Below are 19,206 nucleotides of genomic sequence, written 5' to 3'. Positions count from 1 at the left end.
GGGAGGGTTCCGGTCGCCGTCGCATCTGGCGTCGGCCGTACGCTGTTTCGAGGGATTGCCGTTGCTGCAGAGATCGGCGGGCTCGTGGCTACCGATGGTTCTGTGGAGTACCGGAGATGGATCCACGGCGCCATTCGCCGTCGATGCGGCGTCGCTGGGGCTGGACGTTCACGTAGACCTTCGGTTCTTCCCACTCGATGGCAATGTGGCGAACGTCGCCCGATCGCGGTCCGACAGCCAGAGAGATCAACCGTTGGGCATGGCCGGTGCCGACGAGTCCTTCGGTGAGGACCAGGCGGACCACAGCCTCGGCGAACTCGTTCGGCAAGTCGAATGCCTGGCGCAGGTCGCTGGGGTCGATTCCGGTGGTCGCGAGCCCGCGGAGCATGCCCAGATCGCCTGGGATCGGTGTACCGAATAAGAGTTCTTGCAGACCGAGTTCGACGAGATCGTCCGGTCCGTACCCGCCCGTGCTGACTCGCATGGAGTCGCCCAGGCGAGACTCGGCTTTGGTCAGTTCGATGGTGATCTCGTCAGTGCCGCCGGCTCGGGTTGTGTGCTGGGCGCCGCTGAGTTCTGCGACGGCGACTCGGGTCCGCGATACGAAGGTAAGGCGCTCGCGATGGTAGGGCTGGTCACGTACGGACCGCACGAAGTGGGCGATCTCCTCGGAGACACGTGCTCGGATCGTGATGGTGCTGCCGGTGTCGGTGATCTCGTCAGCGCGGAATACGAAGCCGCCGAGTTTGATCCAAGGCGACAGCGCCTCTGCGGCGAGTGCCTCAAGGCGCCTGCCCACCCGCCGTACCAGGTCGTCGTCGTCGGTATAGCTCTCTGTAGTCACGAAGAAGCGGATCCGATCGATGAATCGCGAAAGTACGCCCTCGCGGTTCGGCGCGTTGGCCGCCACGTAAACGTTCACGCGCTTGCCGGTCTCCCGGGCGCGGCGATACTCGATCTCCGTCGCTGAATCGCCATCTGGTGGGTTCGGCCGGCCGTACACCTCGTTGAGAATGCCGACGTACACCGTCGAGGAGTCCAACTCGCTGAGGTAGGCCTCCTCGGCGTCCGCATCTCGGCCGAACTCCTCGAACCAGACGGCCTGAGCGCCTAAATTCTCGATCTGCTGCGCAACACCAGCTCTCGCCGCGATCGTGTCGGCCATCGCACTCGAGATGAAGATCCGCTGATTGGCGAGCCACTCCGTGACAAGCCCGCTGTCTGCGCGACGTGCAGCTGCTGTTGTGTCAACGATCACCTCAGTACCGTACGCGACTCCCGCCCGACTACTTACCTTCTTGCCTGCGCAGGAAGGCCTTTACGACGGTGCGCGGCAGGAGGTGCAGACCGTCGCGTACTCGCTGCCATCGCCTTTGGCAGCCTGGCTCGTCACGGCCTGAACGTCCAGGCGATCGGCATCGGATCCGCAGCGCGAGCATTGCCAGTTGTCGCGCTCGTAGATTCGTCTGCGTGCTTCCGCGCCAAGTTCGACCGGGTCGGGCAGGAGTGAGTCGAAGAGCGTCTCGGGTTCTCGGATGTTGTTAAGTACTGAGATGACAAGCCATGTGTTTCGCTGGTTGTTCATGTTGCCGACAAGCAAAGATGATGACGGCCCGAGGTGGAGCGCTTCACTGAGATTGTTGCGGAAGTAGGGCTCGTCGGTTTTTCGCTGAAGCTCGAAGCTTCCCCAGTCTCGGAGCATCAGATTGTGATTTCCGCACTCGTCGCGGAATCTGATTCGGGGCATCCAGCGGAAGCTCCGGGCTCCCGAGGCAGATTCGTTTTCGCCAGCATCGAAGAGGGTCATCTGGGGTGCTGATGCTGCAGAGCGGACGTTCTCCTCGAAGTCGAGCACCATCGAGTCCGGTTGCAGGATGGCCAGGCTCAATCGCTTTTTGTTGGCTTCCTGGATACTGCCGATCGTGTGCCGGGCCAACAGACTCGCTCGCGCGGATGCACCGACGTCTTTGGCGGCCTTCTCGAACCGATAGTTGATCCACTGATGGTGGTTCTGATCGCGATTCCCTGCGATGCGGAAGGACTCCTTGCGGCTGTCGGCCGGATTGCGTTCGAGCTGTACCCGGCTGACACCCCATCGGTGCGGAGCGTTCCGGCGGGCGAGCGGATAGATGCGGATCAAGCTACCAAGCTCCGCGCTGACTCCCGCGGAGCAAACGAAGACTCGTTGGTCACTGTTCGGCTCAGGGACCGTCGTGCCAAGCATGACGAAGTCTTCGAGGATCATGACGCTACCGGCTGCTCATCCGGTCGGCGTGCGGAGACCGCTCCAGCCTCATTGCTGCGCCGCCAATCGCCTCAATTCGTCGGCATGACACGCCTCGGGTGCACACCAGCAGCCGAGTGCCTTGCCGCGAAGCTCACCGATCCTGCTCAGAAGTGAAGGCTTGTTCGGCAGGTAGTGATCCGCATAGTTGCGGATAACCGTGCTCCGATCGCCGTCGTATGGAAGCTCGAACGGGTTTCCCCACTCCGTGCTGCGGTCCACAGCGAGGAAGGATCCGTTGGCCTTCGCCCAGTTGACGAGGTTGGCGTGGATTTCTCGCATGCTGACCACAACCGTCCCGCCGGCTTTCAGTTCGCCATACAGTTGTTGCTCTTCGAGTGTCCACGTCGACACGTCCAGGTGCCGTTTTACCTCCTCAGCACGCTCGACGATGCGCACGCGCATCCGGGCTCCTGACACGTTGCCGGTTTCGTCGATCTCCTCGAGAGCAGCACGCGCGGCTTGCCGCACCCGCTCGGGTTGTGTCGCGTCTTCGGCGATGAGCTTGACCTCACCCACCTTCTCGAGCGTCTTGTAGCGGCCTGCGCTTCCGCTGACGATCTCTGCAATGGCGCCGCGATCCTTGCTGGATACGGCAGAGCCACGACCTGGCGTCCTGACGTCGGCTACCGTCAACGACAGCAGGGCTTCATAGAGGGTGTGTTCCTCAGTCAGGGTGAACGCCTTGCGACAAGTGTTCTCGTCTCGCTCGGCTCGCAGCAGATCGGCCGCACCCACGAGGTCTTCGACGACATTCGCTTCGATTTGTGACCAGCCGAGTGATCTAGCAGCGGCTAGCCGTCGGCCACCTGCGATGAGTCGCAGTTCTCCGGTCAGGACGATTGGCTGGAGCTGCCCGATCTCGCTCATTGAGCTCGCAAGTGAGTCAACGTCACCGAGGTTGGTGCGATGGCGGTCGACAACCTTGATATCAGTAAGTGCAACCTTCATCGAAGCGCGATTCCTCTTCCGTATACGTTGGACCTACCCCGTGTCATCAAGTCATGGTGCAGCGAGATGGCTTGCCCCGCAACTCGGCAAATGGCCTACTAGCGCATATCAAGCGATTGTTTCCTGCCAACCAATCAGCCCGACTAAGCATCAGTTTTCGCGATGCTCGCTTGTGGTGCGGGACGGGTGTGCGCACCGTAGTTACGAGGGGTTCGCGCATCGGGTGATCGTGTGCGCTACACAACCTGATTGGTAATGGTCACGGCGAGCCAGGCTTGCCAATTCGGCGATTCCCGTCGTGAGGCGCCGTACGGATCGAACACACATGCAGACTCGCTTGCCAGTGTGTGGTGCTCGGCGACGTTCGGCTGCGCTACGTGTGAGCAGATACGGCGTATGACAGTCCAATGGCGCGGTTCAATGCGGCGACTGGTTGGGACTGACCCGTTTTGACGGACATCCGAGATCAGGAGCTTGTGCTCCGGAGGAGGCTCGCCGTCACGTCGGGTGTGATGATCAACACTCCATGTGTTGCGGTGATTGCCACCTGGAGGTCGGGTGTCCAGGCGAGAGCGCGCATGATTTTGCTGTCGGCGAGGCGGCCGCGGTTGTCGATGCTCGAGAGACCGTAGACGGCTGTCGAGGTGCGTCGGATCGCCAGTGCAGGCAGGGGAAGCGCGGTCCGGGTCGGGGCGCCGGCGGACTGCTTTGTTGCCGAATTGAGATCGCGGCGGGGCGGCACCAAGGGTGCCACGTGGGCGCTCATGAGAGGCGCCTCGGTGCCGGAACGTGAGAAAGCTCCGTGCTGCGCTGAAGCGCTTCACGGAGCCGACTTACTTGGTACTTCTGGTGTTGCGGGTATGCACCGCTGGTGTGTCCGAGGGGGGACTTGAACCCCCACGCCCCGTAAAGGGCACTAGCACCTCAAGCTAGCGCGTCTGCCTATTCCGCCACCCGGACAGGTGGTCTGCGCCTTAGTGGCGCCGACCGGAGAACAGTAGCAAACAACCTGGGTGGAATTCACATCGGGGCGGTGGGGGTGTCTGATGGGGGTAGTTCGAAGTTCAAGGAGAGGGTGTGGGTGCTGTGGCGACTGTTGATGTGGCAGGGATTGAGGCGGAGCGGGAGCGGTTGCGGGGGGAGTATCTGCAGAGCGATCGGGCTGCCAGTACGGCGCGGGGGCTGCATCATGTGGCGGTGTTGTGTGCGGATGTGGAGACGACCATCCGGTTCTATCAGGGGGTGCTGGGGTTTCCGTTGACGGAGATCGTGGGGAACCGGGACTACGAGGGGTCGAGTCACTTCTTCTTCGATATCGGGAACGGGAACCTGCTGGCGTTCTTCGACTTTCCGGGGCTGGAGCTGGGGGCGTACGCGGAGGTGCTGGGTGGGTTGCACCACATGGCGATCTCGATGGAGGCGGAGCGGTGGAGCGAGGTCAAGGCGAGGCTTGATGAGGCGGGCATCGAGTACCTGGAGGAGAGCGGTACGTCGATCTACTTCCGGGATCCGGACGGGACCCGGGTGGAGCTGATTTCGGATCCGCTGGGGGAGATGTATGGGTTGAGCGTGCTCTGAGAGGATGGCCGCATGACTAGTCCGTCGTACAGCGCTGATGCCGAAGTGGTCGAGCTGTGTAGTGAACTGATCCGGTTTGACACCACGAACTACGGCAACGGGAAGAGCAAGGGGGAGCGCGGGGCGGCGGAGTATGTCGCGGCGAAGCTCGACGAGGTCGGGATCGAGTCGACGATCTACGAGTCGGAGCCGGGGCGGGCGACGCTGGTCGCGCACTGGGAGGGCCAGGACCAGAGCGCCGATCCGTTGCTCGTGCACGGACACCTGGACGTCGTACCGGCTGATCCGAAGGACTGGAAGGTCGATCCGTTCGCGGGGGAGATCTTCGACGGGTGCGTGTGGGGGCGCGGCGCGGTCGACATGAAGGACTTCGACGCGATGGTGCTGTCGGTGGTGAGGGCGCGTCAGCGGGCAGGTGTGAAGCCGCGGCGGCCGGTGCGGCTGGTGTTCACGGCGGACGAAGAGGCCGGCGGCGTGTACGGCGCCCAGTGGCTGATCAACAACCATCCGGAGGCGGTCGCGGACTGCACCGAGGGGATCGGTGAGGTCGGCGGGTTCTCGGTGACGGTCAAGGACGATCTGCGGCTGTACCTGATCGAGACGGCCGAGAAGGGCATGGACTGGATGCGCCTGAAGGCCCGCGGTACGGCGGGTCACGGGTCGATGATCAACACCGACAACTCGGTCACGAACCTGGTCGAGGCGGTCACCCGGATCGGCGGGCACCAGTGGCCGTTGCGGATCACGCCGACGGTGCGGGAGTTCCTGAACACGCTGGAGGAGGTGCTCGGGGTCGAGCTCGATCCCGAGGACATGACCGAGACGCTCGCGAAGCTGGGCAGCTTCAGCCGGATGTTCGGTGCGACGATCCGGAACACGGCCAACCCGACGATGCTGAACGCCGGCTACAAGGTGAACGTGATTCCGGGTGAGGCCGAGGCGCACATCGACGGGCGGTTCCTGCCGGGGTTCGAGGACGAGTTCCACGCGACGATCGACGAGCTGCTCGGCGACAAGGTCACCCGCGAGACCGTGGTCACCGACATCGCGCTGGAGACCGAGTTCAGCGGTGATCTGGTCGAGGCGATGAAGGCGTGCCTCGCCGCCGAAGACCCGCAGAGCCGTACGGCGCCGCTGCTGATGTCGGGCGGTACGGACGCCAAGTCGTGGAGCCGGCTCGGCGTTCGCTGCTTCGGTTTCGTGCCGCTGCAACTGCCGCCGGACCTCGACTTCATGGGCATGTTCCACGGGATCGACGAGCGCGTCCCGACGACCTCGCTGGAGTTCGGTTCCCGGGTGCTCGACCAGTTCTTCGCCAAAGCCTGACCACACAGAGCCCGACAAGACACGGCCTGACAAAGAACAGACACAGGAAGGTACGCCGATGCCCGAGGTGCCGCGGTTCCACCTGGCCATGCCCGTCGACGATCTGGACGCGGCGCGCGAGTTCTACGGGAAGGTCCTCGGGCTCGAGCAGGGCCGGAGCTCCGACACCTGGATCGACTGGAACCTGCACGGCCACCAGTTCGTGACCCATGTCGCGCCGGAGCGGACCAAGCAGATTCACAATCCGGTCGACGGGCACGACGTACCGGTGCCGCATTTCGGGCTGGTGCTGGCCGTGGAGACGTTCCAGGAGCTGGCGGCGCGGCTGCGCGAGGCCGGTGTCGAGTTCGTGATCGAGCCTTATGTGCGGTTCGAGGGGCAGCCGGGCGAGCAGTGGACGATGTTCTTCCTGGACCCGGCGGGGAACGCGCTGGAGTTCAAGGCGTTCGCGGATGACGCTCAGGTGTTCGCGAAGTAGTTCCTGAGGTCAGGAAATACTGACCGGCCGCGTACGTCGACATCGTCAGGGCGCCGCGGCCGGGGAAGTCCCGGCCGGACATCCGGAGCGCGATCAGGCCGTCCGAGATCAGGAAGAGCAGACCGCCGAGGCCTGAACGCGGGTTGTGCCAACGGGAGACGACGGCCGTTGCGGTGAGCAACAAAGCGTACGCCGCGACGGGGATCTTCTGGTTGCCGAGACCGGGGGAGAGGGCCGCGATCAGCGCTCCCCACAGGGCGCCGTACACGGCGAGAACACGCCAGTCCCGCGTGCCGGAACGGCCCGTGAAGAACGCCAGGTAGCAGGCGTGGGCGGCGGCGAAGGCGGCCATGCCGGCGAGCTCGAAGCGGGTCTCCAGGAGTAGGTCGCCGGCGGCCGAGGCGAGGATTGCGGCCTGCAGCAAGGGATGTGCCTGTTGGCTGCGGGTCCAGGACAGCAGCAGCGGCATCAGCGCGACCTTGCTGCTCTGTCGCAGGACCTTGATGTCGGCGGCCACGGCGACGGTCTGAATGACCGCCGCGCTCCAGAACGCCGTCAGCCGTCGCCGGTCAGTGGCCAGCCGCCCCAGGTTCATGGGGCCGAGTCTGCCGCACAAATCGGCCGGGCGGGCCGTTGTTCACGACAAGTTCAACGTTGTCCGGAGCTGGGGCAGGTAGCGCATGAGCACCTTTGGTGGCGTTGGCGAGGTGACTACGGACAGGACTAGGCGATAGCGGAAGGGGGCTGGGACCAGCTGCTCGCCGGGTCGTAGTTCGGTGGCTAGGGCGCTGCGGGGGACGAGGGCCAGGTGGGAACGGCGGCGTGCCATCGCGACGGTGGTTCCGAGGGTGACGCCGCGGCGGGCGGCGGCGCCGAGGGCGACCAGGCGGGACTGGACCTCCTCACTGCCTCGGTCGTACGTCGAGAACGCTACGAGGCGGTCCTTGAGTGGTTGCTTGCCGTGGCCGGGGAGGTCGACGCCGGAAGGGACGAAAAGGACGAGGTCGTCGCGGCCGACCCGGCGGGCGATCGTGCCGCGGGGCAGGGTCATCTGCTCGGCGATGGCGATGAAGGCGGCGTCCATGGTGCCTTCGGCGACGCGTTCGACGAGGAAGTGGCCGTGGTCGACCTGCTGCTCGATGTCGGTGTCCGGGAGGTCGGCGTCGAGGACCGGGAAGAGGATCGGCGCCAGGCTGACGAAGGTACCGATCACGAGGCGGCGGCCGGAGGCGGCTGCGCGGGTGGCGTCGTACACGTCCTCGAGGTGGCCGAGGATGTGGTCGGCTCGGCGGGCGAGCTCGGCACCGGCCGGGGTCGGGCGGGCGCCGCGGGTGTCACGCTCGAAGAGTTTGGTGCCGCAGAGGCGCTCGATCCGGGCCAGGCGCTGGGAGGCGGAGGGCTGGGAGATGCGGAGCTCGCGGGCTGCAGTGCCGACCGCGCCCGTGCGCACGATCGCCTGGACCAACCGGAGATCCTCGACTGCGGGTAATGAGCTCATAGGGACAGGCTATGGCAAGGGTTCAGGTTGCACTGCCTACCTGGGGGAGCTGAAACGCCAAAGAATCAAGGACATGAGAGCTCGGAGCGAGGCGGCAGTGCTGTTGGCGAGTGGTGGGGTTTCCGACCTGGCGATGCGGTTCACGCAGGTTGCGCTGCCGTTGGTAATCCTGCAGCAGACCGGGTCGGTGGCCGCGACAGGCCTGGTGGGCGGCGCGGCCGGCGTACCGGTGTTGCTGTCTCCTTGGTGGGGTCGGCGGGCGCGGCAATGGGTGGATTCGGGGGCGCGGTTGGCGGTGGTCGCGGTGGTGACCGCCGTCGCGTTGGCGATGGTGCCGGCTGCGGCTGGTCTTGGGTTGCTCACGCCCGGGCTGCTCGTTGCCGGCGGGCTGCTGTTGGGGTGCGGTGATGCCTTGGGTACGCCGGGTAGGACGGCTCTGCTCGCGGATGTCGGGGATCGGTGGGCGCCGGGAAAGGCTGTCGTGCTGCTGACCTGGCAGGACGGTGTACGGCGGGTGGGCATGGTGGTGGGTCCGGTGCTGGGGGCCGTGGCGGTCGCTGCGGGGATCACGAACGCGCTGTTGTGGGTGGAGGCGGTTGCGGTCCTTATCGGTGGGCTGGTGTGTATCGGGATCCGCCGCGAGGGCGGTCGAGTTGGGGGAGTGGCGCCGTCGATCCGCGGGAGTTTGGTGGGGCGGCGTGCGGTGGCGCTCGGATGGGTGATTCGGGGGACGGGGTGCGTGACGTGGTTCGCGTTCACGCTGGGGTTGTCGGTGATCGGGGCCGAGCGGGGGCGGCCGGGTGTCTATCTCGCGGCTGGGACGAGCGGGTACGGCGTTGGCGCGTTGGCCGGAACGCTCGTCGCGGTGCACGTGATCAGGCGGGTGCCCGCCGTACCGCTCGCGGCTGTGGCGTGGGCGGTGGTGGGGTTGTGCTGGATCGGGATGGGGCTGTGGGTGAGCCCGGAGGGAGTCGCGATCCTCGGGTGCCTGTCGGGGATGGTGGTTGTCTGGGGCATCGCGGCCATCTCGGCGATGATCACGCGGTCCTCGGACGGAGCCGACCGGCGGGCGCTGCTGTCTGGACAGTCGGTGGTGGTGAACGCGAGCAGTTCGGCCGGCTTGCTCGTCGGCGGATCGATCATCGCGGCCGTCGGTGCGGAGAGCACGCTGATCGGCGCCGGCCTCCTGACGACCCTGGTCGCCGTCGCGGTGGGCTGGTCCGCAACCACCCGACAGCGCCACGCCGAGCGAGCGGCTGGGGTGTCAGGCTAGGTCGATGCCGAAGCCGGGGCGATCGGCCAGGGTCAACAAGCCGTCCGCCAGGGTGTAGCCGTTGTCGGTGGTGCCGAGGGTGTTGGCGGGGACGCCTTCGATGATGTCGACGTTGCCCAGGCCGGCTGCCAGATGGGCGGCGTACAGGGTCTTCAGGGGCAGACCCCAGGCGTGCGGAGAGGCCTTGACCGCGAGGTTGGGCATGGTGTGGCGCCAGGCGGTGAAGCCGTGGGAGACGACGTCCATCAACGCGACGTCGATGAGGCCGTTGCGGGCCAGGCCGAGGATGTGGTCGACGTTGGGTGAGTACTCGCCGTCGGCCACGAGCGGCCGGGTCGGCAAGCCGGCGAGGTGCTCGCGGAGGAAGGCGAGGTCCTCGGGGCGCTCGGCGAACATCTCCTCGAGCCAGTACAGGTCGCAGTCGCCGACCGCGGCGAGGAAGTCGATCAGGGTGTTGACCGAATAGCCGTCGTTGGCGTCGACCATGATCGCGGCGTCCGGGTAGAGCTCGCGGGTCAGCCGGGTGACGGCGATATCGCGGTCGAGCCCTTCCGCGGCGGGCATCCAGCGGTAGCCGCGGCCGACCTTCAGCTTGAAGTCGCGGAAGCCGAAAGCCTCGTCCTGCTTGAGATTCCGAGCGATCACGTCGAACCCGGAGTCCAGATCGTCGAAGTAGATCCCGCCGCTGTAGCACCGGACCTGCGGCGAGCCGGCCGCCCCGAGCATCACATACACCGGTACGTCGAGGATCCGCGCGGCCAGGTCATGCAGCGCGTAATCGAGGAACAACGCGTCGGGCGCGATCACACCAGCAGCCGGGTCGATCAGCTCGGCTACCGAGCGGCCGATCAGTGCGCCCGGGTCGCCGGGGCCGAGCGGCAGCCCCCAACCACGAGCGCCACGCGAGGTCTCCACCAGGTACGCCGTCTCGAGCGCGCCACTGCCCTTGTGGTCGCGCAGGGAGTTCCGCCCGACGTTGCGCAGGAAGCGGGCGCCGACCTGGACCAGGCTGATCGCGCTGATCACGTGCTGGGAGAGCGTCATCGAGGACCTCCAGAAATGGGGATGTCGAGCTCCGGACGGTGATGTCACACTGCGGAGCATGTCCGAGATCGTGATCACCACACTTGCCGAGCGCCCCGAAATCACCAGCGTGCTGGGAAACTTCTGGAAGGTCTGGCCGCGCTTCATGCTCGAGGACCTGATCGGCGACGCGCTGATCGGTCACGTGAGCCGCGAGTTCGCAGACCAGTGCCTGGTCGCGACCGAGGACGGCGAGCTGGTCGCGCACGCGCGCAGCCTCCCGTTCGCTTTCGGCATCGAAGGCCGCACCGAGCTGCCGTCGCGAGGCTGGGACCAGGTCCTGCAGTGGGGGATCGAGGACCACCGGCTCGGCCGTGAGACGAACGTGTCGAGCGCGCTCGAGGTGATGATCAAGCCGTCGCACCACGGGCGCGGCCTGTCGCACCGGATGGTCGCGGGCATGCGCGACGCCGTGAAGGCGAAGGGCCACACCGCCCTCTACGCGCCGGTCCGCCCGAACGGCAAGACCGACGCCCACCTCCCAATGACCCAGTACGCCGCTCAAACCCGCGACGACGGTCTCCCCGTCGACCCGTGGCTGCGGGTCCACGTCCGCGCCGGCGGCAAGATCATCAAGGTGGCGACCGCGTCGATGGTCGTCGCCGCCTCGCTCGCCGAGTGGCGCGAGTGGACCGGCCTGCCGTTCGACAGCACCGGCCCCGTCGTCGTACCGGGTGCTCTGGTGCCGGTCGAGGCCAGCCTGGAGCACGACCGCGCCGTCTACATCGAGCCGAACGTCTGGGTCCGGCACGACGTCTAGCGCGTCGACCGTCGGCCCTCAGAAGGTGCGCAGCACCTTGATGACGCGGCGGCGCAGCCAGACCCGGCGGGTGCCGTCGGGATACCGGCGGAGGCGGGCCAGCTCCCAGCCGCCGTACTCGGCGTACTCGGTGAGCAGGCGGCGCACCGCGCCACGCGACTCCGTCCGGGAGACTTCGAACTGCTGTAGCTCGTATTCGGCCATCCGCACCCTCCAGCTACTTCAACCGGTAGAACCTCACGAAACATCCTCCAGCGCCGCCACGATGGCCGGCGGCAGAGTCAGCTCCTCCACACCCAGCACCGACTTCAGCTGCATCGCCGTCCGGGCGCCGACGATCGCCGCCGACACGCCGGGCCGGTCCCGCACCCAGGTGAGCGCGACCTCGAGCGGAGTCCAGCCGAGCCCGTCCGCGGCGCGTGCCACCGCTTCAACGATGCCTGAACCACGGCCGTCGAGGTAGGGGTCGACGAATCTGGACAGATGCTGAGACGCCGCCCGGGAGTCCGCCGGGATGCCGGTGCGGTACTTGCCGGTCAACACACCGCGGCCAAGCGGGGACCACGCGAGCACGCCGATCCCCAGCCCGCCGGCCGCGCGGATCGCGTCCGCCTCGGCGTCGCGGGCGAGGAGTGAGTACTCCACCTGGTTCGACACCGGTACGGCGCGGCCGGGCCACGCCTGCTGCCAGGTCACCGCGCGAGCCGCCTTCCACCCGGCGTAGTTCGAGACGCCGACATACCGGACCTTGCCGGAGTTGACGGCGTAGTCGAGCGCGGACAGCGTCTCCTCGAGCGGCACGTCGTCGGACCAGGTGTGCAGCTGCCACAGGTCGATGTAGTCGACGCCCAGCCGCTTCAGCGAGGCGTCCAGGTCGCGCAGCAGCGAGCCCCGCGAGGTGTCGGTGATCCGCTCGCCACGCCGGACGCTGAACCCGGCCTTGGTGGCGATCACCACATCGTCACGCTCGACCACGTCGCCGAGCAGGGTGCCGATCAGTCGCTCGCTGTCACCGTCGCCGTACGCCGCGGCGGTGTCGATCAGGGTGCCACCGGCGGCCACGAAGGCGGCGAGTTGCTCGCGCGCCTCGTGCTCGTCGGTGTCGCGGCCCCAGGACATGGTGCCCAGGCCGAGCCGACTCACCGCCAGACCACTGTGACCGAGATAGCGCTGCTGCATGGGTCGAGCCTATTGCGGGCCACCGACAACGGCTGGATAGGCTCGCCAGTCATGCGACTCGGACTGAACATCGGCTTCGTCTTCGGTGACGAGCACCTGGACCATCTCAAGCTCGTCAAAGAGGCCGAGTCCCTCGGTTTCTCGGTCACCTGGGCAGCGGAGGCGTACGGCTCGGACGCCGCCACGCTGCTGACCTGGATCGCCGCCCAGACGACCACGATCGACGTCGGCGCGGCGGTCTTCCAGATCCCGGCCCGTACGCCGGCCATGACCGCCATGACCGCGGCCACGCTGGACCGGTTGTCCGGTGGCCGGTTCCGGCTCGGCCTCGGCGTGTCCGGGCCGCAGGTGTCCGAGGGATGGCACGGCGTCCGGTTCGACAAGCCGCTGGCCCGCACCCGCGAGTACGTTGCCATCGTCAACGCCGCCCTGCGGCGCGAGACGGTGGAGTTCCACGGTGAGCACTTCGAGTTGCCGCTGCCCGGTGGGCCGGGCAAGGCGCTGAAGCTGTCGAGCCGCCCGCTCCGCGACCACGTGCCGGTCTACCTGGCCGCGGTCGGCCCCAAGAACCTCGAGCTGGCCGGCGAGATCGCCGATGGCTGGCTCGGGATCCTCAACGACCCCGCTTATCTTGGAGAGCAGTTGAATCACATCAAGACGGGACGCGAGTCTCGTCAGCTGGGGCTGGACGGCTTCGACGTCGTCGCCTCGGTTCCCCTGATGACCGGTGACGACCTGGAGGCCGCCGCCGACCCGATCCGTGGGTACGCCGCGTTGTACATCGGTGGCATGGGCAGCCGGGAGAAGAACTTCTACAACGCCCTCGCGGTCCGGATGGGCTACGCCGACGAGGCCAAGGAGATCCAGGACCTGTACCTGGCCAAGCAGCACCGCGACGCGATGGCCGCCGTACCGCACGGGTTCATCGACGGGATCTCGCTGCTGGGCGGCAAGGAGCGGCTGGCCGAGAAGCTGACCGCCTACGCCGAGGCCGGTACGACGACTGTGGCGGTCACGCCGTTCGCGTCGACCGTGGAGCAGCGGCTGGCCGACATCCGCGTGCTCGCCGAGGCCCTCGAGCTCTCCGGAGTGGGTAGCTAGTGACGATCTGGGACTCGATCATCCTCGGCATCGTCGAGGGGCTCACCGAATTCCTGCCGGTCTCCAGCACCGGCCACCTGACCATCGCGTCGAAGGCCCTCGGCCTGCCGATCGACGACCCGAGCGTGACCGCGTTCACCGCGGTGATCCAGTTCGGCGCCATCGCGGCGGTCGTGGTCTACCTGTGGAAGGACATCGCCCGGTACGCCGTGGCGTGGTTCCGCGGACTCACTAAGCCCGAGTACCGCGGCGAGTTCGACCACCGGATGGGCTGGTACGTGATCATCGGCTCGCTGCCGATCTGCATCGTCGGATTCCTCGCCCGGGACCTGATCTCCGGACCGCTGCGCAGCATGTGGTGGGTGGCGGGATCACTGATCGGCTGGTCGTTCTTCATGGTCGCGGCCGAGCGCCTCGGGTCGAAGAAGCGCCCGCTGGAGAAGATCACCCTCACCGACGCCATCGTGATGGGTCTGCTGCAGTGCCTGGCGCTCATCCCGGGTGTCTCGCGGTCCGGTGCGACCATCACGGCCGGTCTGTTCCGCGGCCTGGACCGGGTCGCCTCGACCCGCGTCGCCTTCCTGCTCGGTATTCCGGCCCTGGTCGGGGCCGCGGTGTTCGAGTTGCCGGACGCACTCGGCGGCCACGTGGGCGCCGTACCGCTGCTGGTCGGGACGGTGGTCAGCTTCATCGTCGGTTATGCGTCGGTGGCGTGGCTGGTCCGGTTCGTGGCCAAGCACACGACGGAAGTCTTCGCCTTCTACCGGGTGCTGGTCGGCATCGTCATCCTGATCCTGCTCGCCACCAGCACGATCACGGCAACCTAGAGCCAACCGACCTTGCGGAAGAAGCCGTACATCGTTCCGCAGACGCTGCCCATCAGCAGCAGCACCGCGTAGTACCCGAAGTGCCAGCGCAGTTCGGGCATGTGATCGAAGTTCATGCCGTAGATGCCGGCCAGCATGGTCGGCACTGCGGCGATCATGACCCAGGCCGAGATCTTGCGCATGTCGTCGTTCTGCTGGACCGAGACGCGGGCCAGGTGCGCGTTCAGCGCTGAGGTGAGCAGGGTGTCGAGAGCGTCGGTCTGCTCCGACACGCGGGTGACGTGGTCGGTCACATCTCGGAAGAAGGCCGCAGCGTGCCGGTTGATCCCGGGGGCGCCGTGCGAGAACGCCTCCATCGGCTCGCGGAGCGGGAAGATCGCCCGGCGCATCTCGAGGACCTCGCGCTTGAGCTTGTAGATCCGCTCGGCGTCGCTGGTGCGCTCCGGCGAGAAGACCGAGGACTCGACCTCGTCGACGTCGATCTCGACCTGGTCGGCGACCTCTTCGTAGCCGTCCACCACCGAGTCGCAGACCGCCCACAGGACGGCGCCCGGGCCGTGGCCGAGCATCGAGGCCCGGTCCTCGAGCGCCTGCCGGGTGGTGGACAGTTCGGCACCGTCGCCGTGCCGCACGGTCACGACGTACTGGGGGCCGACGAAGACGCTGACCTGTCCGGTCTCCACCTGGTCGCCCTCGTCGACGTACCAGAGGGTGCGCAGTACGACGACCAGCGCGTCGCCGTACCGCTCGACCTTGGGACGTTCGTGGGCGCGGAGGGCGTCCTCGACGGCGAGTTCGTGCAGGCCGAACAGGGCCTGGACGCGGCGCATCTCGGCGTCGGAGGGGTCGTGCAGGCCGACCCAGCCGAAGGTGAGGTTGTCGGCGCCGATGGCTTGTGCGACGGTCTCGGGTTCCTTCGGCAGATCGAGCCGCTCGCCCTCGGCGTACACGCCGCAATCCACGATCACCGGACCATCATGGCACCGCGACTTGCCGGGACCGGATACCGTGCACGCTATGCCCACGGTGATTCTGGTTCGGCACGGCCGCAGTACCTCGAACACATCCGGCACTCTGGCCGGGCGGACGCCCGGTGTGAAGCTGGACGAGACCGGGGCCCAGCAGGCCGCAGCCGTCGCCGAGCGGCTCGCGGGACTGCCGCTGGCCGCGATCGTCACGTCCCCGCTGGAGCGCTGCCGGCAGACCGCGGCCGCCATCGCCAAGCAGCACCCTGGGCTGCGGCCCGCGACCGACCGGCGGCTGACCGAGTGCGGGTACGGCGATTGGACCGGGCAGAAGATCTCGACCCTGGCGAAGGACCCGCTGTGGGCGGTCGTCCAGGCGCACCCGTCGGCGGTGACCTTCCCGAACGGCGAATCGATGCGCTCCATGCAGCAGCGTGGGGTCGACGCGATCCGCGCGCAGAACGCGCTCCTGCCGGACGACGCGATCTGGGTGGCGGTCTCGCACGGCGACGTGATCAAGGCGATCGTGGCCGATGCCCTTGGCCAGCATCTGGACACCTTCCAGCGGATCGTCGTCGACACCGCTTCGACCACGATCATCACCTACACCAAGACCCGCCCCTTCCTGGTCAGGCTGAACGACACCGGCAGCGAGCTGGCGTCCCTGATCCCGAAGCCGCCGGCCAAGGGAAAAACGACCAAAAAGCAGTCCTCGGACGCCGTTGTAGGCGGACGGTAATAGGGTTCTGGGTATGGCACGCGTTGTTCATTCCTACGACGATCCTGAGCGGTTCGTCGCCGGCACCGTGGGGGAACCCGGTGCGAGAACGTTCTTCCTGCAGGCCCGGGCCGGTGTCCGGCTGACCTCGGTGGCCTGTGAGAAGGAACAGGTGATGGCGCTCGCGGAGCGGCTGGACGTGATGCTGGACGAGGTCGCGCGCCGCTTCGAGCGGGAGCCGCTGACGCCGCTGGGGCCGGATGACACCGACCCGCTGGAGCAGCCGATCGAGGAGGAGTTCCGGGCCGGCACCATGACGCTGGCCTGGGAGGCCGACGCGGAGCGGGTGGTGATCGAGGTGTTCTCGGTCGTCGCCACCGAGCAGGTCGAGCTCGAGGACGAGGATCCGGTCGCGGCCGTGCTCGAGTCCGAGGACGGCGAGGCGTTCGTGGTCCGGCTGACCGAGCAGCAGGCCCGGGCATTCGCCCGGCGCGCGGTGGCGCTGGTCGCGTCCGGCCGGCCGAACTGCCCGTTCTGCGGGCGCCCGATCGACCCCGAAGGCCACATCTGCCCCCGCGCCAACGGCTACCGCAGGCACCTCCCCGAATGACCGATCCAAATTTGCTTGCCCGTGGGGAGCTTTCCCTGCATGGCCGGCTGATGGCTGCGTCGAACGGGACCTATCAGGGTTCGGTCAGCTTGCGCGGGGAGACGGCGACTGTCGTCTACAAGCCGGTGCAGGGTGAGCGGCCGCTGTGGGACTTCCCGGACGGGACGCTGGCCGAGCGCGAATACGCGGCGTACGTCGTCTCGGAGGCGCTCGGCTGGTCGATCGTGCCGCCGACGCTGCTGCGGGACGGGCCGCTCGGCGAGGGCATGGTGCAGCTGTGGATCGACGAGGTCGAGCTCACCGCGGGCGAGACCGAGCTGGTCGACATCGTTCCGCAAGGCCGCGTGCCTTCCGGCTGGGTCGGCGTACTGGATGCGCTGGACGGACGGCACAACCCGGTGACGCTGGTGCATGCCGATACGCAGTCGCTGCAGCGGATGGCCGTGTTCGATGCCTTGGTCAACAATGCCGATCGCAAGGGCGGCCACGTCCTGAACCCGGGCGACGGCCGCGTGTTCGGCGTCGACCACGGACTGACCTTCAACGCCGACGACAAGCTGCGGACCGTGTTGTGGGGCTGGGCCGGTGACCCGATCGCGCCGGATCTCCTCGAGGATGTACGGCGGTTGGCGGACGGGCTGGCTGGTGGTCTCGGGCAGGAACTCGGCCGGCTGATCACCACGCTTGAGCTGACCGCGACCCGCGAGCGGTGCTCGACGCTGCTGAAGAGCGGTTCGTATCCCTACCCGAGCGAGGACTGGCCGGCGATTCCCTGGCCGGCCTTCTGAGCGGTGCTCGGGCTGATCCCTCGTTCACGCTTGAAGGCCGAGCTGAAGCTGAACGCGTCGGCGTACCCGACCTGTCTGGCGACCGCCGCGACGGTGGCGCCGGGCTCGGTCAGCCGGTCGACGGCCAGTGTCATCCGGAGCTCGGTCAGATAGGTCAGCGGCGCCTGCCCGGTGAGCTGGGTGAATCGCCGTACGAGCGTTGTCCGGGAGACGGCGGCGAGTTCGGCGAGGCTGGCCAGCGTCCAGGCAGTGGCGGGGGAGGAGTGCATCGCTTGCAGGACCGGACCGGCCACTTCGTCGCCCATCGCGGCGTACCAGGGTGGCGGGTTCGCTTCGAACCAGTCGCGCAGGCAGCAGACCATCAACCAGTCCAGCAGCCGGTCGAGCCCGACATGGCGGCCGAGCGCACCGGCGGCGATCCGCTCCTGCAGGTACTCGCGCAGCGGCGTGCAGTCGTGGTCCTCGGCGACGACGACCAGCGGCGGTAGCTCGTCGACCAGCCTGCGGGGGAGTTCCTGGCGGACGTGGTAAGCGCCGGCCATCAGGACTGTGCCGTGGTCGATCGGCCCGGGGGAGTCGACGCGACCGTCGCAGCGGACGTCGACGGTCGGGCCGGCGCGGCTCGGGTCGTCGGTGAACAGGAAGTGCTTCGGGCCGCGGACGATCGCGGTCTGACCTGGGAAGACCTGCTGTGGTTCGACGCCCTCGGCAACAATCCAGCCGGTGCCGAGGAGCGGGGCGCAGAACGTCATGGCCGCGCCGTCGACGAAACGCAGCGCGTACGGCGGGGCGAGTACCGGCGTACCGAGGACAGCGCCTTCGGCCCGCAGACCGCGCAGAAGGTCGTCGAGGGGATCCACCGCACCAGCCTAGGTGGGCCGCAGGCGCATGCGGGCGGTCCGATTGCCCATGTGGTCGGTGGCAATTGCCCGATTGACTCTGGGTATGACGATTCTGGTGTTGGGTGCGACAGGGAAGACGGGCCGTCGAGTGGTCGCACGGCTGCGTTCCGAGGGGATTGCGGTGCGGGCGGCGTCGCGGTCGGGGGAGACCCGGTTCGACTGGACGGATCGCGGTACGTGGGCGAACGCCGTACAGGATGTGGAAGCGGTGTATCTGGTGGCGCCGGATGATCCAGAGCCGATCGAGGCGTTTGTTCAGCAGGCCGTGGCAGCTGGTGTACGGCGGTTTGTCGCGCTCTCGGGGCGTGGGATGGACGCGGCCGTTGGGCGGTTCGGCGCGGGGATGGCCGAGGGGGAGCGGGTGGTTCGGGCTTCCGGGGCCGAGTGGACGATCCTGGGCGCGAACAATTTCGCGCAGAACTTCGACGAGGACCTCTGGCATGAGCCGGTGCTCGCGGGGCGGCTGGCGCTGCCGGCCGGTGAGCTGCGGGAGCCGTTCGTCGACATCGAGGATGTGGCGGAGGTCGCGGTGAAGGTGCTGACCTCGCCGGGGCATCACGGCCGGACCTACGAGCTGTCGGGGCCGGAGGCGCTCACGTTCGCGGAGGCGGTGGCGGTGATCGGCAAGGTCTCCGGACGATCGATCGAGTACGTCGCGCAGACGCCGGCCGAGTATCGCGCCGACCTGCTCGCTCTGGGCTGGCCGGCGGAGGTCGCGGACGAGTTGAACGCGTTGTTCGAGATCATGCTCGAGGGCCATCTGGCGACGCCGGCCGACGACATCGAACGGTTGCTCGGGCGGCCGGCGGGGAGTTTCACCGCGTACGCCGAGCGGGTCTGGGCAGGGTAACGGACCTGGGTGCGGCACGCGGACCTGACCGGGGA

Annotated in this window: 21 protein-coding genes and 1 tRNA gene; 11 read left to right on the top strand and 11 right to left on the bottom strand. The window is 67.4% G+C overall.

What is annotated here, in order from left to right; genetic code table 11:
• Positions 1 to 88 precede the first annotated feature (88 nt).
• The 4 genes from OG474_RS40920 to OG474_RS40905 form a co-directional block, all read right to left on the bottom strand.
• Complete coding sequence (locus tag OG474_RS40920) at positions 89 to 1,258, bottom strand: DUF4062 domain-containing protein (protein WP_405059042.1); 1,170 nt, start codon at positions 1,256 to 1,258, stop codon at positions 89 to 91.
• Positions 1,259 to 1,318: 60 nt separating this feature from the next.
• Positions 1,319 to 2,245 carry a hypothetical protein gene (locus OG474_RS40915; protein ID WP_405059041.1) on the bottom strand — a complete coding sequence of 309 codons (927 nt, stop codon included), beginning with the start codon at positions 2,243 to 2,245 and terminating at the stop codon, positions 1,319 to 1,321.
• Between the two features lie 48 nt (positions 2,246 to 2,293).
• The gene (locus OG474_RS40910) at positions 2,294 to 3,235 is read right to left on the bottom strand and encodes a DUF4326 domain-containing protein (protein ID WP_405059040.1); all 942 of its coding nucleotides are present in this window, start codon (positions 3,233 to 3,235) and stop codon (positions 2,294 to 2,296) included.
• Between the two features lie 874 nt (positions 3,236 to 4,109).
• A tRNA-Leu gene (locus OG474_RS40905) sits at positions 4,110 to 4,195 on the bottom strand.
• A gap of 117 nt (positions 4,196 to 4,312) precedes the next feature.
• Here OG474_RS40905 and OG474_RS40900 point away from each other — a divergent pair.
• Genes OG474_RS40900 through OG474_RS40890 form a run of 3 tightly spaced genes read left to right on the top strand, consistent with a single transcriptional unit; the run spans position 4,313 to position 6,617 of the window.
• Entirely contained in the window at positions 4,313 to 4,813 is a 501-nt protein-coding gene (locus tag OG474_RS40900; protein WP_405059039.1) for a VOC family protein, read from the top strand.
• 12 nt (positions 4,814 to 4,825) lie between these two features.
• On the top strand, positions 4,826 to 6,139 hold the full coding sequence (locus tag OG474_RS40895; protein ID WP_405059038.1) for a M20/M25/M40 family metallo-hydrolase: 1,314 nt from the start codon (positions 4,826 to 4,828) through the stop codon (positions 6,137 to 6,139).
• A gap of 58 nt (positions 6,140 to 6,197) precedes the next feature.
• Complete coding sequence (locus OG474_RS40890; RefSeq protein WP_405059037.1) at positions 6,198 to 6,617, top strand: VOC family protein; 420 nt, start codon at positions 6,198 to 6,200, stop codon at positions 6,615 to 6,617.
• On the opposite strand, the gene OG474_RS40885 is transcribed toward OG474_RS40890, so the two are convergent.
• Both OG474_RS40885 and OG474_RS40880 read right to left on the bottom strand, forming a co-directional pair.
• Positions 6,577 to 7,212 carry a lysoplasmalogenase gene (locus OG474_RS40885; RefSeq protein ID WP_405059036.1) on the bottom strand — a complete coding sequence of 212 codons (636 nt, stop codon included), beginning with the start codon at positions 7,210 to 7,212 and terminating at the stop codon, positions 6,577 to 6,579. The two genes, OG474_RS40890 and OG474_RS40885, sit on opposite strands and share 41 nt — an antisense overlap.
• A 42-nt stretch (positions 7,213 to 7,254) precedes the next feature.
• Positions 7,255 to 8,115, bottom strand: a complete 861-nt coding sequence (locus OG474_RS40880) for a LysR family transcriptional regulator (RefSeq protein WP_405059035.1) — start codon at positions 8,113 to 8,115, stop codon at positions 7,255 to 7,257.
• A 73-nt stretch (positions 8,116 to 8,188) separates the two neighbouring features.
• Between OG474_RS40880 and OG474_RS40875 the strand changes: the two genes are divergently transcribed.
• Positions 8,189 to 9,388, top strand: a complete 1,200-nt coding sequence (locus tag OG474_RS40875) for an MFS transporter (RefSeq protein WP_405059034.1) — start codon at positions 8,189 to 8,191, stop codon at positions 9,386 to 9,388.
• Here OG474_RS40875 and OG474_RS40870 read toward each other — a convergent pair.
• Positions 9,380 to 10,432, bottom strand: a complete 1,053-nt coding sequence (locus OG474_RS40870; protein WP_405059033.1) for an enolase C-terminal domain-like protein — start codon at positions 10,430 to 10,432, stop codon at positions 9,380 to 9,382. The genes OG474_RS40875 and OG474_RS40870 overlap by 9 nt on opposite strands.
• 58 nt (positions 10,433 to 10,490) lie before the next feature.
• Between OG474_RS40870 and OG474_RS40865 the strand changes: the two genes are divergently transcribed.
• Complete coding sequence (locus OG474_RS40865; protein ID WP_405059032.1) at positions 10,491 to 11,231, top strand: GNAT family N-acetyltransferase; 741 nt, start codon at positions 10,491 to 10,493, stop codon at positions 11,229 to 11,231.
• Positions 11,232 to 11,249: 18 nt separating this feature from the next.
• On the opposite strand, the gene OG474_RS40860 is transcribed toward OG474_RS40865, so the two are convergent.
• Positions 11,250 to 11,435 carry a DUF5703 family protein gene (locus OG474_RS40860; protein WP_405059031.1) on the bottom strand — a complete coding sequence of 62 codons (186 nt, stop codon included), beginning with the start codon at positions 11,433 to 11,435 and terminating at the stop codon, positions 11,250 to 11,252.
• A 33-nt stretch (positions 11,436 to 11,468) separates the two neighbouring features.
• Positions 11,469 to 12,410, bottom strand: a complete 942-nt coding sequence (locus OG474_RS40855) for an aldo/keto reductase (protein WP_405059030.1) — start codon at positions 12,408 to 12,410, stop codon at positions 11,469 to 11,471.
• A gap of 51 nt (positions 12,411 to 12,461) precedes the next feature.
• Between OG474_RS40855 and OG474_RS40850 the strand changes: the two genes are divergently transcribed.
• Both OG474_RS40850 and OG474_RS40845 read left to right on the top strand, forming a co-directional pair.
• The gene (locus tag OG474_RS40850; protein ID WP_405059029.1) at positions 12,462 to 13,511 is read left to right on the top strand and encodes an LLM class F420-dependent oxidoreductase; all 1,050 of its coding nucleotides are present in this window, start codon (positions 12,462 to 12,464) and stop codon (positions 13,509 to 13,511) included.
• A complete protein-coding gene (locus tag OG474_RS40845) occupies positions 13,511 to 14,338 on the top strand; it encodes an undecaprenyl-diphosphate phosphatase (RefSeq protein ID WP_405059028.1) in 828 nt (275 codons plus the stop codon). The genes OG474_RS40850 and OG474_RS40845 overlap by 1 nt, the downstream gene beginning before the upstream one ends.
• Here OG474_RS40845 and corA read toward each other — a convergent pair.
• Complete coding sequence (gene corA / locus OG474_RS40840; protein WP_405059027.1) at positions 14,335 to 15,306, bottom strand: magnesium/cobalt transporter CorA; 972 nt, start codon at positions 15,304 to 15,306, stop codon at positions 14,335 to 14,337. The genes OG474_RS40845 and corA overlap by 4 nt on opposite strands.
• A 49-nt stretch (positions 15,307 to 15,355) precedes the next feature.
• Here corA and OG474_RS40835 point away from each other — a divergent pair, with 49 nt between their 5' ends.
• From OG474_RS40835 to OG474_RS40825, 3 genes are read left to right on the top strand one after another with little or no spacing between them, the layout of a single operon-like run.
• The gene (locus OG474_RS40835; protein ID WP_405059026.1) at positions 15,356 to 16,042 is read left to right on the top strand and encodes a histidine phosphatase family protein; all 687 of its coding nucleotides are present in this window, start codon (positions 15,356 to 15,358) and stop codon (positions 16,040 to 16,042) included.
• A 13-nt stretch (positions 16,043 to 16,055) separates the two neighbouring features.
• Positions 16,056 to 16,631: a DUF3090 family protein gene (locus OG474_RS40830; RefSeq protein ID WP_405059025.1), complete on the top strand. Its 576-nt coding sequence runs from the start codon at positions 16,056 to 16,058 to the stop codon at positions 16,629 to 16,631.
• Positions 16,628 to 17,419, top strand: a complete 792-nt coding sequence (locus OG474_RS40825; RefSeq protein WP_405059024.1) for an SCO1664 family protein — start codon at positions 16,628 to 16,630, stop codon at positions 17,417 to 17,419. Before OG474_RS40830 ends, OG474_RS40825 begins: the two co-directional genes overlap by 4 nt.
• Here the strand turns inward: OG474_RS40825 and OG474_RS40820 are convergent.
• Positions 17,374 to 18,279 carry an AraC family transcriptional regulator gene (locus OG474_RS40820; RefSeq protein WP_405059023.1) on the bottom strand — a complete coding sequence of 302 codons (906 nt, stop codon included), beginning with the start codon at positions 18,277 to 18,279 and terminating at the stop codon, positions 17,374 to 17,376. The genes OG474_RS40825 and OG474_RS40820 overlap by 46 nt on opposite strands.
• An 85-nt stretch (positions 18,280 to 18,364) precedes the next feature.
• Between OG474_RS40820 and OG474_RS40815 the strand changes: the two genes are divergently transcribed.
• Positions 18,365 to 19,171, top strand: coding sequence for an NAD(P)H-binding protein (locus tag OG474_RS40815; RefSeq protein ID WP_405059022.1), 807 nt, complete (start codon positions 18,365 to 18,367; stop codon positions 19,169 to 19,171).
• Positions 19,172 to 19,206 lie beyond the last annotated feature (35 nt).

Source organism: Kribbella sp. NBC_01505 (assembly GCF_045040285.1).
In the GTDB taxonomy this organism is placed as follows: Bacteria; Actinomycetota; Actinomycetes; order Propionibacteriales; family Kribbellaceae; genus Kribbella.
Note: the sequence above shows the minus strand (reverse complement) of the source record. Positions and strands in the feature narration are given on the sequence as shown.